Genomic DNA, 14,531 nt, shown 5'->3' on the forward strand with positions numbered 1-14,531 from the left:
AAGAAGTCATCCTCTGATATCGTTCCGGCATCTTCCCTTGCCCGCCACGCCCCCTTGATGAGCGCCATCCGCCCCGACCACCCCGACCTGCAAGACGCCATCGCCGATGCCATCAGCACCGCCACGCGCGGCGCCGGGCGCGTCAACATCCTGGTCGCCGGCAAGACGGGCGTCGGCAAGAGCACGCTGATCAACGCCGTGTTCCGCGGCGATCTGGCCAGGACGGGCGCGGGCAAGCCGGTCACCCAGACCATTCAGGAATTCACCCGGCCGGGGCATCCGCTCACCATCATCGATACCCGCGGGCTGGAAGTCGCCGACTACGCGCGCTCGCGCGAACAGCTTGCCGAACTGATCGAAGAGCGGTCGGCGTCGGACGACCAGGACCGGCACCTGCATGTCGCCTGGCTCTGCATCCAGGACAGCAGCCACCGCGTCGAGGACGCGGAAATCGAACTGTGCGACATGCTGGACAAGGCAGGCATCCCCGTCGTGGCGGTGCTGACCAAGGCGCGCAAGAACAGTCCCTTCCTGGAAGAGGCCCGCAAGCTGCTGCCGCGCGCCCGGCAGGTTGTGGCGGTGCGCGCGCTGCCCGAATGGATCGAGGAACTGGACGCCGAATTGCCGCCCATGGGGCTGGACCGGCTGATCGAGGTGACGGCCGAGCACGTGCCCGAGGCCCAGCAGCGCGCCTATGCCAACGCGCTATCCACGCGCAACAAGAAGGCCCTGGAAGTAAAAAAAAAGCGGGCTGAGATCGAGGTGAACGTGGCCGCGGGCCTGGCCGCATCGGCCGCCGCCGCGCCCATTCCGTTCTCGGACGCCTTTGCCCTGGTGCCTATCCAGGTCGGCATGATCGCCAAGATCGGCATCACCTTCGGCATGGAACTGAACACCACCGCGATCACCACGCTGGTCACGTCCACGCTGGGCGCGTCGGCCGCCACGCTTATCGGGCGCTCCGTCGTCTCGGGCATGCTGAAGTTCATCCCGGGTGCAGGCAGCGCGGTGGGCGGCACCATCGCGGCCACCACGGCCGGCGCCATCACCAAGCTGCTGGGCAATGCCTACATCGCGGTGCTGCACGACTTTTGCCTGAAGCATCCGGGCAAGGACATCGACGTCCCGATGATCGCGCAGGCGCTCAAGCAACGCGTCAAATTCTGATCGCGCGGCGATGCAATGAAATGAGATTGAGCGCCAAGATTCGATAGATTGTTCTTTTTGGTGACAGCGCGGTTAATACTGGCGCACTCACGACGTAAATCTAGTCACCACTCCCATTCTTTCAGGGCAGATCCGCCCACGCGCGTTGCCGCAACGCGGCCCGTGTGCGCAAAGCCCGCCGCCTCCCATGATCCTCGCCAATTCCGACGTCCTGTACCGCCACCTGGTGCAAGGCGTCGTCGACTACGCCATCTACATGCTCAACCCTGATGGCACGGTCGCCAACTGGAACGCTGGCGCGCAACGCGCCAAGGGCTACACCGCCGACGAAATCGTCGGCCGGCATTTCTCCTGCTTCTATACCGAGGAAGACCGGGCGCGTGGCGTGCCGCAGGGCGGCCTGGCCACCGCGCGGGAATCCGGCAAGTTCGAAGCCGAGGGCTGGCGCGTGCGCAAGGACGGCACGCTGTTCTGGGCGCACGTCGTCATCGACGCCATCCATGACGATACGGGCACGCTGATCGGCTTTGCGAAGGTCACGCGCGACAACACCGAGCGGCGCGAACGCGAACAGCAGCTGCTCAAAGCCAAGCAGCTGGCCGAGCACTACAACAGCGAGCTCACGTCCATGTCGACGTTCCTGCAGGCGGTGGTGTCGCACATCCCCTCCTGCGTGCTGGTGCTGGATGCGGTGTCGCGCCAGTTCCTGCTGGCGAACCGGCAGGCCGAAGAGACCTTTGGCGGCAGCCCGGGCGGCCTGAAAGGCAAAACCGCGCAGCAATGCCTGCCCGAGCTGGTGTGCGCATTCTTCGACCGCCTGACCAACGACGCGCTGCGTTCGGACGGCGCCATGCGCGAAGAGGAAGAGGAACTGGCCACGGCGCGCGGGCCGCGCACGTTGCACACCAAGACCCTGGCCTTTCACAGCACGGACCCGCGTTCCCGCTACGTCCTGCTCATCGCGGACGACGTCACCGACGAGAACGCCGCCCACGCGCAGGTGCGCTACATGGCGCACCACGACACGCTGACGGGCATGCCCAACCGCCGGCTGTTCCGCGACCGGCTGCTGAGCGCGCTGGGGTCGAGCCGCGACCGGTCGACCGCCGTGCTGTGCCTGGACCTGGACAACTTCAAGAGCGTGAACGACACGCTGGGCCATCAATCCGGCGACGAACTGCTGCGCCTGCTGGCCAAGCGCCTGCCCCGGCACCTGCGCGAACAGGACACGCTGGCGCGCCTGGGCGGCGACGAATTCGCCATCGTGCTGCCCAACATCGCGGAACAGGACGACGTGCGCAAGCTGGCCGAGCGTCTGATCGAAGCCGTGCGCCAACCCTTCGAGATTGCCGGCCACACCGTTCCCGTCAGCGTCAGCATCGGCATCGCGATCTCGGAGTCGCAGTCGCTGTCGGCCGACCACCTGCTGCGCTATGCGGACATGGCGCTGTACGAGGCCAAGCGCAATGGCCGCAACTGCCTTGCGTTCTTCGAGCCCGACATGGAAGCGGCCGCGCTGCGGCGCCACGAGGTCGAGATGGACCTGCGCCAGGCGATCATCTCGCAACAGCTGCAGCTGTATTACCAGCCCATCATGGACGTGAGCCACGTGCGCATCGTGGGCCGCGAGGCGCTGATGCGCTGGCAGCACCCGAAAAAGGGCCTCATCATGCCGCAGGACTTCATTCCCATCGCGGAAGAAACCGGGCTCATCCACGAACTGGGCGCGTTCACGTTGCACGAGGCGTGTCTGGAGGCCACGCGCTGGGACGACCACGAAACCGTGGCGGTCAATTTGTCTGCCAGCCAGTTCACCAACGGCGCGCTGGTGTCGCTGGTGGAATCGGCGCTCGCCAAATCCGGCTTGCCCGCCCGCCGCCTGGAACTGGAGATCACCGAATCGGTGCTGCTCACCAATTCCTCCGGCAACCTGGATACGCTGCACCGCCTGAAGGAGCTGGGCGTCAAGGTGGCGCTGGACGACTTTGGAACCGGCTATTCGTCGCTGGGCTACCTGCGCACCTTCGAGTTCGACAAGATCAAGATCGACAAGTCGTTCACGCAGGACGTCGGGTCCAGCCGCGAGGCGCTGGCCATCATCCGCGCCATCAATGGCATCGGCCGCAGCCTGGACATCCCCACGACGGCCGAGGGTGTGGAAACACCGGAGCAGCTGCAACGGCTGACGGCGGAAGGCTGCTCGCACTTTCAGGGATATCTGCTGGGCCGTCCCGTGTCGCACGGCGACACGCACACCGGCCCGGCACAGACCTATACTTCCTAGACACCGGCCGCGATGCGACGCGCCATCGCGCCGGCGCAGTGCGCCTGGCGCGTCTGCTGTTCCAACACGCACCCCCTTTGCGGGACATGCGAGAAGGAGAGCCTCATGACACGCAAGTACATCGATTGCCGCGAGTATCCGAGCGAGATGAACTGCTCGGTGGCCTTGTCCGCGGACTCGGACGAGGAACTGCTCGAAGCCGCGGTGCAGCACGCCACCACGGTGCACAAGCACGCTGACTCGCCTGAACTGCGCACGCAGCTCAAGTCTCTTTTCCACCACGGCACGCCGCCTGTCGAAGCGCCCCGCCGGGGCTGACTTCGCGCGCTGTTCGGGCCTTGCCGGCGGGCAGTCAGCCTTGCCGTCAAGGCCCGCCCTTCCCAGGCAAGCCCCGACACTTGGACCGGCGCGTTACCCCGCCTGACCGGCCTCGGCGACCCTGCACAGCGTGTTGACCAGGGCCATCTGCTCGGGCGTCTGGCATCGCACGGACAGCAGGGCGGGGCTGGCGACCAGGATCGCCAGCGACTTGGCCCGCGATACCGCCACATTCAGCCGGTTCCTGCTGAACAGGAATTCCATGTCGCGCGGCATGGTCTCGCCGCTGGAGGTGGCCATGGAGATGATCACCACCTGCGCCTCCTGGCCCTGGAACTTGTCCACGGTGCCCACACGCGCGCCCTCGGGCAGCGCCTGCCGCAACGTATTGACCTGCACGTTGTACGGCGCCACCACCAGCACGTCGTCGGACGTGATGGGCACCGCGCGGCCCGTCTTGTCCAGATAGCGCTGGCGCATCAGGCTGCCATACAGCGCGGCGACTTCGCGCGCTTCCTCGTCGCTGGACTGCGCATTGCCCTCGTGCACGACCGGCACGTACCGGATGCCGCTGGCGGCCAGTGCGTCCGCGGCGTCCGCGCCCAGCACCAGGCCCTGCCCGGCCGCCGATTCCGCGGCGCGCAGCCGGCCGTCGTAGATGGCGTCCGAAATGAAACCGCAGATCGCCGGGTGCATGCGGTACGAGGTGTCCAGGAAGATGCCGCGATCGGCCGCGATGGTGGCATGGCCGTTCAGCAGATATTCCAGCGTGGATTCGCCCGAGCGGCCGGGATGCGTGCCCTTGGTCGGCTGGCCCAGCTGCATCTGGTCGCCCAGCAGCACGATGTTGCGCGCGCATTGGCCCAGCGCCACCAGGTTCGCCAGACTGACCTGGCCTGCCTCGTCCACGAACAGGTAATCGAACTGCTGCTGAAAATCGGCCCGGCTAAAGAGCCACGCCGTGCCTGCCACCAGCTGGTGGCGCGACAGGTCGATCTTGTCGTTGGCAAAGACGTCTTCGATGAATTCGCCGTTGAAACAGGAATCGTCGCCTTCCTTGCCCGACTTCTTGGCGCCTGCGAACGCCAGGCCCGCCTCGCGCGCCGCCTTTTCCAGGCCGGCGAGCAGGTTGTTGATGGCATGGTGGCTGTTGGACGTGACGGCGATGCGCTTGCCCTGGCGCAGCAGGTGCACCAGCACGCGCGACCCGGTGTAGGTCTTGCCCGCCCCCGGCGGCCCCTGCAGGAACAGCGTGGTCTCGTCCATGCGGCCGACGATGTCCACGACCTGGTCAAGCAGATTCGCGCCCGGATCGGCCAGCGGGGCGCCGGGCGCCACTCCGGCGATGCGCGGCGGTTCATGCCGCAGCAGCGCGTCCACCGCCCGGAACGGCGTGCTGGCGCCATCGGCCGACGCCAGCAGCGCATCGCCATAGCGGAACATGGCATTGGCCAGTTCGTCGATGCTGACCGGCCTGCCCGGCCCGAGCGACAGACGCTGCGGCGGCGCGGCCTTGCGCGACAGGGTGAAGGTGGCCACGCCGGCCCCCGGACGGCCGGCCCCCATGTCGACCGTCAGCCGGCTGATGGCCGGTCCGCCGCGCACGTCCGTACAGGCCGATCCGGTGCGCAGCTTGGTCTGCTGCGCCGGGAAGCGGTAGGTGTAGCGCAGCGATTGCGCCACGGGCTCGGGGGCCACGCTGTCGTCGCGCACCAGCCCGCCCAGGCATTCGTTGTCTTCCACCAGCTCGGCCTCGGTCGCCTCCATCCGGGCGAACATCGCCCACCACTCGGGCTTCTGCTCGCGGCGGTGAAAGTCCAGCAACTGGTAGACCAGCGCGCGATAGCGGTCGCGGCCGGACCAGTCCGCTTCGTCGGCCGGCAAGGGCCCGAGCAGCGCGGCGCGATACGGCTCCAGACGCAGTTCGGCCTGGGTCTTCTCGCCGACCTGGAACCGGGCGGCGTCGATCGCTTCCTGCGCGTCGCGGCGGTTCGCCCAGGGCATGCCGTCAGGACGCAGCGCGCACAGCCAGTCGCGCAGCTTGTACGTGGACAGCACATCGTCACGGTTGTAGTCCGCAATGTCCTGCAGCAATTGCGCCTCGCCCGTGCGCTTCCAGCGTTCGTAATAGACGATGCTGGCGCCGGCATTGGTCACGCCGCCCTCGCGCTGCGGCAGGTAGAAGTGTTCGATGTTCTTGATCGAATAGCCCGGCTCGGACACACGCACGCCTTCGCGCACGACCTGGTACAGGTCCACCAGCTTGTTCATGCGCAGCAGGTTGTCGACTTCGGCCTCGCGGGTGGCGTGAACCGACATCAGCCGCTTGATTGCCGTCGCCTCGTAGGGCGCGTAGTGGTAGATGTGCGCCTCGGGATGGCGGTGCAGGCGCGCCACCACGAAGTCGATGAAGGCTTCGAACGCCTGCTTTTCTTCGCTGCGGTTGTGCGCCCAGAACGGCACGAAGCGCTCCTGCCCGTCGTCGATGACGTACAGGCCAAACAGATATTCCAGCCCGCCTTCCTCGAGCGGATCGCCTTCCATGTCGAAGAACATGTCTCCCGGGTCCGGCTGCGGCATGCGTTCGAAACCGCGCGGCGCGGCATCGTCCGGGTCCTTGGCGATGCGGTCCCAGTGACGCCCCCCGTCGGTCCGGGCGCGCAACTGCAGCGCCGCCTGCGCCCGCAGCTTGTGCAGGATGGCGGGCTCCATGCGCGCCACGGCGGCGTCCGGCGCCAGCCTGCCCAGTTGCGCCAGCGTGCGGATGCCCTGGGCGTTCAGCTTGCGGATCTGCTGCCGCGTGATGTTGGCGACCAGCGACAGATGATCGTCTTGCACGCGGCGCGCCTTGCACAGCGGGTCCCAGCGGCACTGGGCGCATTTCTCGCAAGGGTCGGGATAGGTGGCCGCATCGCCGCGATTGTCCACGTGCGCCTCGAAGCGGCGCATGACCTGGCGAAAATAATGCGCGTAGTCGGCCACGCGCAGGGATACCTCGCGGCCGCTGCCCAGCACCACGTGCATGTACAGCGGCGCCGCGCCCTGCTCCAGGCCCAGCAGCCACGAATAGAACGAGAGCTGAATGGCGAATTTGGCGCGCGCCGAACGTGCCAGCTTGGTGTCGCTGGCCTCGTAGCTGTAGGCGCCCAGCCGCGACGGGCGCGCGGTCTTGAGCAAGAAATCGGCATGGCCGATATACCGGTCGTGACGAAACGCCGCTTGGTAGATCACGTCGGCGCCGTCCGCCATCGCCTCGCGCGTGCGGGCCAGACGCGCGGCCAGTCCGTCGCCCGCCTCGCTCACATCGACGATCCGCCGTCCGCTGGCGCGCAGGCGTTCCAGATACGCGCGTTCGTGGTCCAACCCTTTTTGCTGGATCAGTTCGAGCTGTTCGTCCTCTTCTGCTTGCGGCAACGGGTCGTCCAGATTGATCAGATCCAGCGTGGTGAGGTGCTCGCATTCCAGAATCGCCACCAGATCGGAAGCGGAAAACAAAAGGCGGTCGCCGTTTTTTTGCATGGTGCGGGAAGGAGCCGGTGCGATGGCGGGGGCCAAGAATAGCAAATGAAGCTGCGGCCATTATGCAGCCGGATAATCAAGTAATCGGCTGAAATACCGTCCCGAGTGATTCAACCCCTTTTTGTCCAAATACGCTCTCATAATCCGTTGTGTTTCAGAGAATGGAAGCGACATGCCTGGTTTGTTCGATACGATTATCTTCAGCCTTGATCGCGCGGTATATAACGGGCGGCTCGCATGAAACTTCGCACACTCGATATTCCCGATTCGCTCGTGCAACTGCTGCGCGACGCGCGCCTTGTCGTCGTGCTGACGGGATCGGGACTGAACCCCGCCAGCCGCCTGCCGCAAAGCCGGGATGGCATGCGCGGGCTGTGGGCCCGCTACGACGCTGCGGCGCTCGCCACCGACGAGGGATTCCGCAGGGATCCGGCGCTGGTGTGGGCCTGGCACGAGGAACGGCGGCGCCGGGCGCTCGCCGCCACGCCCAACGCGGCGCACCGCGCGATTGCCGCACTGGCCGAGCGCGTGCCCGGCACATTCGTGGTGTCGCAGAACGGCGACACGTTGCACGAACGCGCGGGCAGCCCGCGCATCCTGCACCTGCAAGGCCGGTTCGACCAGCCGCGATGTTCGGCCTGCGCCATGCCCCATACGCTGACGGCGCCGCCGGATGCGCCCGCGCGGCATGGCCCGTATCCCCCCGCGCCCGCCTGCCGCATCTGCGGCGGCCTGGTGCGCCCGGGCCGGCTGTGGCACGGCGAGGCCCCCGCGCCCGCGGTGTGGCGGGTGGCCAAGGGACTGGCGGCCAACGCCGATCTGGTCCTGACGGCTGGCACGTCGTGCCAGACGTCCGCGGCGGCCGAACTCTGCTACGAGGCGATGGGATACGGCGCGCAGCTTGTGCAGGTCAATCCCAACCCCACGATGCTCGATCGCGTGGCCAGCCACAGCATCAGGGGTCCGGCCGAAAAGGTGCTGCCGCTGCTGCTGGCGCGCGCGTGGCCCGGATGATGCGGGGCGGGCTAGAGGTAGCGGCGCGCCAGTTCGCGCGCCTCGTGGGCAAAGCGGTTGCGAATGGCCTCGGGTTCCAGCACCTCGATCGACGACGCGTGGCCGTGCAGCAATTGCCACAGCATGACGGATGGGCGCACGGTGGCCGTCAGCATGAAACCGTGCTCGTCCTCTTCGATCTGCTGATCGCCCGACAGCCAGAACTCGCGCAGCGGATGGCGGCGCCGGCGGCCGTCGTCCATCATGGGTTCGGCGGCGTGCAGCCGGATCCGGGTTTCCTCGCCCGGATCGAAGTTCAAGGCTTCCTCGCGGCGCACGAAGTCCTGCAGGTCGAACGTGGGGTCCGGATCGGCCGGCTCGTCCAGCAGCCGCACCTCGGACAGCCTGTCCATGCGGAACAGGAATCGCCTGCCCGGCTGACTCGGCCCCCACGCCACCATGTACAGCACGCCCGCGCGGTCGACCATCGCCAACGGCGTCATCACGTAAAGGCGCTCGGCAGGCGTCTTCTCGCCAAAGGGCGTGTTGCGAAATGACAGTTTGCGGTTGTAGTACAGCGCGCCGCTGACCTGGCGGTAGACCTCGGCGGACACCGTGGGCAGCACGATGGGATGCGTGCCGTCGATACGCAGGATCTTGCGCGCCCACTCATGCGCCGGTCCGATCGCAGGCTGGGAGCGATGCGTCTGCAGATATCGCCACGCGCTGTCGAAGGTGGCTTCCAGGTCGTCCAGCACAACGGCCGGCAAGTGGCGGTCGGCCACCTGCTTGAGCGCGCACATGGCCATCGCCATGTTGGCGTTCATGTTCTGGATGTGGAAATCGGTGCGCCGCAGGGTGCGGTACCAGAGCTTGCCGCGGGTGGCGCCCACACTGCGGACGCAATCGAGCTTGAGCAGCGTGCGGCGGATCTGCTTGTCGCCCGGCGCGGGGTTCAGCAGCGTCGCGAGCCGGTTGCGGATTTCCGCCATGCCCATGCCCCTCTCCATCGCTTCGGCCTCTTCATCCTCGACATACGGCAGGATGCGCAGCAGGTTATCGACAAGCGTATGGTCCAGTCCCATGGCAGATACAACAAATTAACCCGTTAAACAACGCAGGCATTCTATCTGCAAAACCGGCCAATAATAATTTCGGGCGGGAAAGATAATGCGGCCAGCGCGCCCGGACTGAGCCTTTGGATTATGTCGGTTGTGCCGAAAATAAATTAGACATACGACAACCTGCACACTGCAAATCAGTCGGCGACGATCTCGCTCAACGGAACCGGCCGGCCGAATAGCCAGCCCTGGCCCACCGCGGCGGGCTGGCGCGCAAGCAGATAACTGGCCTGTTCCTCGGTTTCGATGCCTTCGATGATGAGGTTGATGCCCAGCTCGCGCGAGATCGCAATCACATGGTCCACGATCAGGGTGCCTGCGTCCTCGGCGCCGATGGCGCTGGTGAAGCTGCGGTCCAGCTTGATCGCGTCGGCCTGCAGTTCGGCCAGGTAGTTCAGGTTCGAATGGCCGGTGCCGAAATCGTCGATGAATACCTTGAAGCCCTTGCCGCGCAATGCCTTGACCATCGCCAGCACATGGCCGTCGGATAACGGCGTGCCCTCGGTAATTTCCAGCGCCACATTGGCGGGCATCAGGCCGCGCTCGCTGACCGCGTCCATTAGGAAGTTCCGGTAGCCCGCGTCCTTCAGGTCCGCCGCCGACACGTTGATGCTGACGTAGAGCGCCGGGTTGCTCCGAAGGCGTTCGTGCAGATCGCGCAGCGCCTGCGACGTCACCAGCCGCGACAACGCGCGGCCCAGTCCCATCGCCTCGGCCAGCGGCACGAACAGGATCGGCGAGACGTCGCGGCCGCGGGCGCGCCAACGGGCAAGCGCCTCGAAGCCGGCCAGTTGCCGCGTGGCGAGCTGGCGCAGCGGCTGGTAGTGGACCTGGATGTCGCCGGCCAGGATGGCCTTGCGCAGCTCGGTCCGGGCGCTGCCCGCGTGCAGGCGCCACATGACGCAAAGGCCGGCCAGGAAGGCAAGCGCCAGGGCGCCGACGACCGACATCACCATCGCGGGAAGCTGGAACCAGGCGTCGGACCGCAGCCGGGACACGACGCAGATATCCGGGCCGCCATCCGGCGCGCACAGCCAGGCGCGGCGCTCGGGCGCGAAGCCAAGACCGTGGCCGGCATCGCCATCGGCGGGCACGTCCAGATCGTGCGCGCGGCCGAAGCGCCGGTACACGTGGCTGCCGTCTCGCGTCACGATCTTGGCGTCGATGCCCGAGCCCGGTTCGGGAAAGCCGTCGAACGCGCCCGGCGCCGTGAACACGATGACGTCGCGCAGTGAAGCCATGTCGCCGATGATGCGGCGGTCGACGATATTGGCCGCGCCCACCCAGAGCTGCAGTCCGCTGGACACCGTGAACGCCGGCGGCGGCAGGGCCAGCGGCTCGGGCAGCTTGCCCCAGGCGGCCGAGCAACGCAGCATGCCGCCCAGCGTGCGGCCGATGTCGCGGATGTAGGTGGAATTGAAGAGCAGCACGCGCAGCGTCGCGACGTCCGCCTCAGAGCACAGGGCGCCGCCCTGCGTGGCCGCGGCCATGAGACGGTGGCCCTCCTGCGCCACGCGCAGGGCGTGCGCCAGCAGCCGGGCGTTATGCCCGGCAAGCCTGTCGTCGGCCTGATTCAGCTCGATCTGGCGTCCAGCCAGCACCCCCGCGAGGAATCCAAGCGCCGACAACAACAACACGAAAGCCGCAATTCTGGGACGTGACATGGGGACCGGTGACCATGGGCGGCGCGTGGTAAGTCATTCTGCGCGTAAGGCAATGTAACCGAAGATTCACATCCTTAAACGGGAAATTCACCCCTGCGGACCCGTCAATTGTGGCTTTCGAAACGGGGCCCCGCCCCACACGCCGCCCTCGCCAGAATCCCGGTCTGCGTAGCCTGGCCGCCCGTTCTACGGGGAAACCCGATATCAGAATTTGCGCGACGCCCATGATCCCGCGTTATGCACAGGTACGGACCGGCCCGAGGCCATGCCGAAATTTTCCAGGCAGATCAACGGGTTGCATCGACGCCCGCCGCCCGCTGCGCGCGCCCCGCGCGCGATTGGGCGCGGTATCGGATCGGCTCGGACCCGGGCATGCTTGCGGCCTTCGGCCATTCTTCTGGAGATTCCTGTGACCCCCTCTTCCCCGTCCCGCAAAATGGGCCTGGCCGTCGCTCAGATGGGCGCCGTCAATCTTGCCGATTCCCGCGCGGCGGTCGTGCGCCGTCTCGTCGAGATGATGCGCGAAGCTGCCGCCCGCCAGGCGGAATTCGTCGTGTTTCCCGAGCTGGCGCTGACGACGTTCTTTCCCCGCTACTGGATGGACGACGCCGAGGCGGTGGAGCGCTACTTCGAGAAGAGCATGCCCAACGCCGACGTGCAGCCGCTGTTCGACACGGCGCGCGAGCTGGGCATAGGCTTTTACCTGGGCTATGCCGAGCTGACGCCGCAAGGCCGCCAGTTCAACACCGCGATCCTCGTGGACCGCAGCGCCAAAATCATCGGCAAGTACCGCAAGATCCACCTGCCGGGCCACTCGGACCACAAGCCCGACGCCCCCTTCCAGCATCTGGAAAAGAAGTTCTTCGAGGTCGGCGACCTGGGCTTTGGCGTTTGGGAAACCAACGACGTGAAGATCGGCATGTGCCTGTGCAATGACCGGCGCTGGCCCGAGACCTACCGCGTCATGTCGCTGCAAAGCGCCGAGCTGATCGTGCTGGGCTACAACACGCCGTCGTTGAACATTCACTGGAACGAGCCCGCGCACCTGCGCACCACCACGCACGAGATCGTGCTGCAGGCCAGCGCCTACCAGAACGCGGTGTGGATCGGCGCGGCCGCCAAGTGCGGCTTCGAAGACGGTCATCACATGATCGGCAGCTCGATGATCGTGGCGCCGTCCGGCGAGATCGTGGCCCGCGCAAGCGGCGAGGAAGACGAGGTGATCTCCGCCCGCATCGACCTCGCGCTGGGCCAGACGTTCCGCGACCACGTCTTCAATTTCGCCAAGCATCGCAGCCCGCATCACTACAAGCTCATCGTCGAGCGCACCGGCGCGGGCGACCCGCTGCCGCGTCCCGACGCCGACTGAGGCCGAGAGCGGCTTGCCCTACCCGAGATTGCCCGCGCCACCGCGGGCAATTTCTTTTGGGTGCCGCCGCCTTCGCGCTGCTAGACTGCCCGGTGGCCCCTTGATTGACCGACCATGCAGGCAACGATCCGATGCGCTTAATCGACACCGAGCAGACCCGCAACGCCCTGTCCTTCGACACCGTCATTCCCGCCCTGCGGGACGCCTTCCGCGAAGGCGCCACGGTGCCCGCCCGCCACGTCCACGCCATCCAGTCCGGCAATGCGCACGGCACCTCGCTCATCATGCCCGCGTGGAGCGAACGCGGGTATTTCGGCGTGAAGATCATCAACATCTTCCCTGACAACACGCATCAGGGGCTGCCCGGCCTGCACGCCACCTACAACCTGTACAGCGCCAGGACGGGCGTGCCGGTCGCGCACGTGGACGGCGACATCGTCACCGTGTACCGCACCGCCGGCGCCGCCGCGCTGGGCGCGGACTACCTTGCCCGCGCCAATGCCCGCACGCTGCTCATCGTGGGTTCCGGACGCATCGCGGGACTGGTGGCGCAGGCCATGCGCACGGTACGCCCGATCGAGCGTGTGCTGGTCTGGAACGTGCGGCCGGCGGGCGCCGAGGCGCTGGCGGCCCGCCTGCGCGGCGAGGGCTTCGATGCGCAAGCCGTGACCGACCTTCAGGCCGCCACTGGCCAGGCCGACATCGTCAGCTGCGCCACGCTGTCCACCGAACCGCTCATCCGCGGCGCGTGGCTGCGGCCCGGCACGCACCTGGACCTGATCGGCAGCTTCAAGCCCGAGATGCGTGAGACCGACCCGGCCTGCTTTGACGGCACCACGGTCTACGTGGACACCGACGAAGCGCCCACCAAGTCCGGCGACCTGCTGTCGGCGTTCGAGGCCGGCGTGCTGACGCGCGAGGGCATCGCCGGCAATCTGCACCAGCTGGCGGCCGGCGAACGTCCGGGCCGAACCAACGATCAGGAAATCACGGTGTTCAAGGCCGTGGGCAGCGCGCTGGAAGACCTGACGCTGGCGACGCTGGTGTACGAATCCGTGAAGGACTGAAAGCCGGGCCCGCCGGCCCGCCAAAAAACCCCTGAAGGAGACAACGCATGACGCAGGCACGTTCCATCCAGTTGACCGAATTTGGCGGCCCGGAAGTCATGCGGTTCGCCGACACCGCGCTGCCGGCCCCCGGGTCCGGCGAGGCGCAGTTGCGGCAGACGGCCATCGGCTTCAATTACATCGACATCTACCAGCGCGCGGGCAAGTATCCGCTGCCCACGCCCACGGGGCTGGGCCATGAAGCGGCCGGCGTGATCGAGGCGGTGGGCGAAGGCGTGACCGACCTGCGCGTGGGCGACCATGTGGTCTACATGAACGCCGGCGTGGGCGCGTACGCCGACCGGCGCAACGTGCCGGCCGCGAAACTGGTGAAGATTCCCGCGGGCATCTCCGACGAGGACGCCGCGGCCGTCTTCTTCAAGGCCATGACGGCGCAATACCTGGTCAAGAAGACCTACGCGGTCCAGCCCGGCGACATCGTGCTGGTGCATGCCGCCGCCGGCGGGGTGGGTCAGATCCTGAGCGGCTGGGCGCATGCGCTGGGCGCCACCGTCATCGGCACGGCCGGCTCCGCCGCCAAATGCGACGTGGCCCGCGCGGCCGGCTGCGATGCCGCCATCGACTACTCGCAGGACGACTGGGTCCAGCAGGTGATCGCGGCCACAGGCGGCAGGAAGGCGCGCGTCGTCTATGACTCGGTGGCCCGCCACACGTTCATGGGATCGCTGGACTGCGCGGCGCCGTTCGGCATGGTCGTGCTGTTCGGCGCGGCCTCCGGCCCGGCGCCGGCCATCGACCCCGAACTGCTGAACAAGAAAGGGTGCCTGTTCCTGACGCGTCCATCCGTGTTTCCGCACAACGCGGATACGCAGACGTTCCGCGCCAATGCGGCGGACGTCTTTGACGCAATGCGAAGCGGCGCGGTCCGCGCGGCCATCGGTGCGCGCTACGACCTGACGCAGATCCAGGACGCGCATCGCGCCGCCGAGCGCCGCGCCGTCACCGGCGCCATCGTCATCACGCCCTGAC

10 protein-coding genes are annotated in these 14,531 nt (G+C 67.0%); 7 read left to right on the top strand and 3 right to left on the bottom strand.

Annotated features, from left to right (window positions below; translation table 11 throughout):
* The first annotated feature begins 57 nt into the window (after nt 1–57).
* The 3 genes from ASD87_RS07465 to ASD87_RS07475 all read left to right on the top strand — a co-directional run bounded on the left by ASD87_RS07465 (nt 58) and on the right by ASD87_RS07475 (nt 3,769).
* On the top strand, nt 58–1,167 hold the full coding sequence (locus ASD87_RS07465) for a YcjF family protein (RefSeq protein WP_056319383.1): 1,110 nt from the start codon (nt 58–60) through the stop codon (nt 1,165–1,167).
* A gap of 187 nt (nt 1,168–1,354) precedes the next feature.
* Entirely contained in the window at nt 1,355–3,451 is a 2,097-nt protein-coding gene (locus tag ASD87_RS07470; protein WP_056319386.1) for a bifunctional diguanylate cyclase/phosphodiesterase, read from the top strand.
* Nucleotides 3,452–3,556: 105 nt separating this feature from the next.
* Nucleotides 3,557–3,769 (top strand): DUF1059 domain-containing protein, encoded by a 213-nt coding sequence (locus tag ASD87_RS07475; RefSeq protein ID WP_056319388.1) that lies wholly within the window; start codon nt 3,557–3,559, stop codon nt 3,767–3,769.
* A gap of 93 nt (nt 3,770–3,862) precedes the next feature.
* Here the strand turns inward: ASD87_RS07475 and ASD87_RS07480 are convergent, their stop codons facing one another.
* Nucleotides 3,863–7,264, bottom strand: coding sequence for a TM0106 family RecB-like putative nuclease (locus ASD87_RS07480; RefSeq protein ID WP_235512645.1), 3,402 nt, complete (start codon nt 7,262–7,264; stop codon nt 3,863–3,865).
* Between the two features lie 261 nt (nt 7,265–7,525).
* Between ASD87_RS07480 and ASD87_RS07485 the strand changes: the two genes are divergently transcribed.
* On the top strand, nt 7,526–8,302 hold the full coding sequence (locus ASD87_RS07485; RefSeq protein WP_056319393.1) for a Sir2 family NAD-dependent protein deacetylase: 777 nt from the start codon (nt 7,526–7,528) through the stop codon (nt 8,300–8,302).
* Between the two features lie 11 nt (nt 8,303–8,313).
* On the opposite strand, the gene ASD87_RS07490 is transcribed toward ASD87_RS07485, so the two are convergent.
* Both ASD87_RS07490 and ASD87_RS07495 read right to left on the bottom strand, forming a co-directional pair.
* Entirely contained in the window at nt 8,314–9,366 is a 1,053-nt protein-coding gene (locus ASD87_RS07490; RefSeq protein ID WP_056319395.1) for a YafY family protein, read from the bottom strand.
* A gap of 173 nt (nt 9,367–9,539) precedes the next feature.
* Nucleotides 9,540–11,066 (bottom strand): EAL domain-containing protein, encoded by a 1,527-nt coding sequence (locus tag ASD87_RS07495; RefSeq protein WP_235512646.1) that lies wholly within the window; start codon nt 11,064–11,066, stop codon nt 9,540–9,542.
* Between the two features lie 436 nt (nt 11,067–11,502).
* On the opposite strand from ASD87_RS07495, the gene ASD87_RS07500 reads away from it, so the two are divergent.
* The 3 genes from ASD87_RS07500 (at nt 11,503) to ASD87_RS07510 (ending at nt 14,530) form a co-directional block, all read left to right on the top strand.
* A complete protein-coding gene (locus tag ASD87_RS07500; RefSeq protein ID WP_056319397.1) occupies nt 11,503–12,435 on the top strand; it encodes an N-carbamoyl-D-amino-acid hydrolase in 933 nt (310 codons plus the stop codon).
* A 131-nt stretch (nt 12,436–12,566) separates the two neighbouring features.
* On the top strand, nt 12,567–13,502 hold the full coding sequence (locus tag ASD87_RS07505; protein WP_056319400.1) for an ornithine cyclodeaminase family protein: 936 nt from the start codon (nt 12,567–12,569) through the stop codon (nt 13,500–13,502).
* 47 nt (nt 13,503–13,549) lie between these two features.
* The gene (locus tag ASD87_RS07510) at nt 13,550–14,530 is read left to right on the top strand and encodes a quinone oxidoreductase (protein WP_056319402.1); all 981 of its coding nucleotides are present in this window, start codon (nt 13,550–13,552) and stop codon (nt 14,528–14,530) included.
* The last annotated feature ends 1 nt before the right edge of the window (nt 14,531 follow it).

Source organism: Achromobacter sp. Root170 (assembly GCF_001428165.1).
Taxonomy (GTDB): domain Bacteria; phylum Pseudomonadota; class Gammaproteobacteria; order Burkholderiales; family Burkholderiaceae_B; genus Achromobacter; species Achromobacter mucicolens.

Excerpts from the sequence above, each read along its gene's own strand:
- ASD87_RS07470 (WP_056319386.1), top strand. The coding sequence starts at position 1,355 with ATGATCCTCGCCAATTCCGACGTCCTGTACCGCCACCTGGTGCAAGGC.
- ASD87_RS07485 (WP_056319393.1), top strand. The coding sequence starts at position 7,526 with ATGAAACTTCGCACACTCGATATTCCCGATTCGCTCGTGCAACTGCTG.
- ASD87_RS07505 (WP_056319400.1), top strand. The coding sequence starts at position 12,567 with ATGCGCTTAATCGACACCGAGCAGACCCGCAACGCCCTGTCCTTCGAC.
- ASD87_RS07510 (WP_056319402.1), top strand. The coding sequence starts at position 13,550 with ATGACGCAGGCACGTTCCATCCAGTTGACCGAATTTGGCGGCCCGGAA.
- ASD87_RS07495 (WP_235512646.1), bottom strand. The coding sequence starts at position 11,066 with ATGTCACGTCCCAGAATTGCGGCTTTCGTGTTGTTGTTGTCGGCGCTT.
- ASD87_RS07500 (WP_056319397.1), top strand. The coding sequence starts at position 11,503 with ATGGGCCTGGCCGTCGCTCAGATGGGCGCCGTCAATCTTGCCGATTCC.
- ASD87_RS07490 (WP_056319395.1), bottom strand. The coding sequence starts at position 9,366 with ATGGGACTGGACCATACGCTTGTCGATAACCTGCTGCGCATCCTGCCG.
- ASD87_RS07475 (WP_056319388.1), top strand. The coding sequence starts at position 3,557 with ATGACACGCAAGTACATCGATTGCCGCGAGTATCCGAGCGAGATGAAC.
- ASD87_RS07465 (WP_056319383.1), top strand. The coding sequence starts at position 58 with ATGAGCGCCATCCGCCCCGACCACCCCGACCTGCAAGACGCCATCGCC.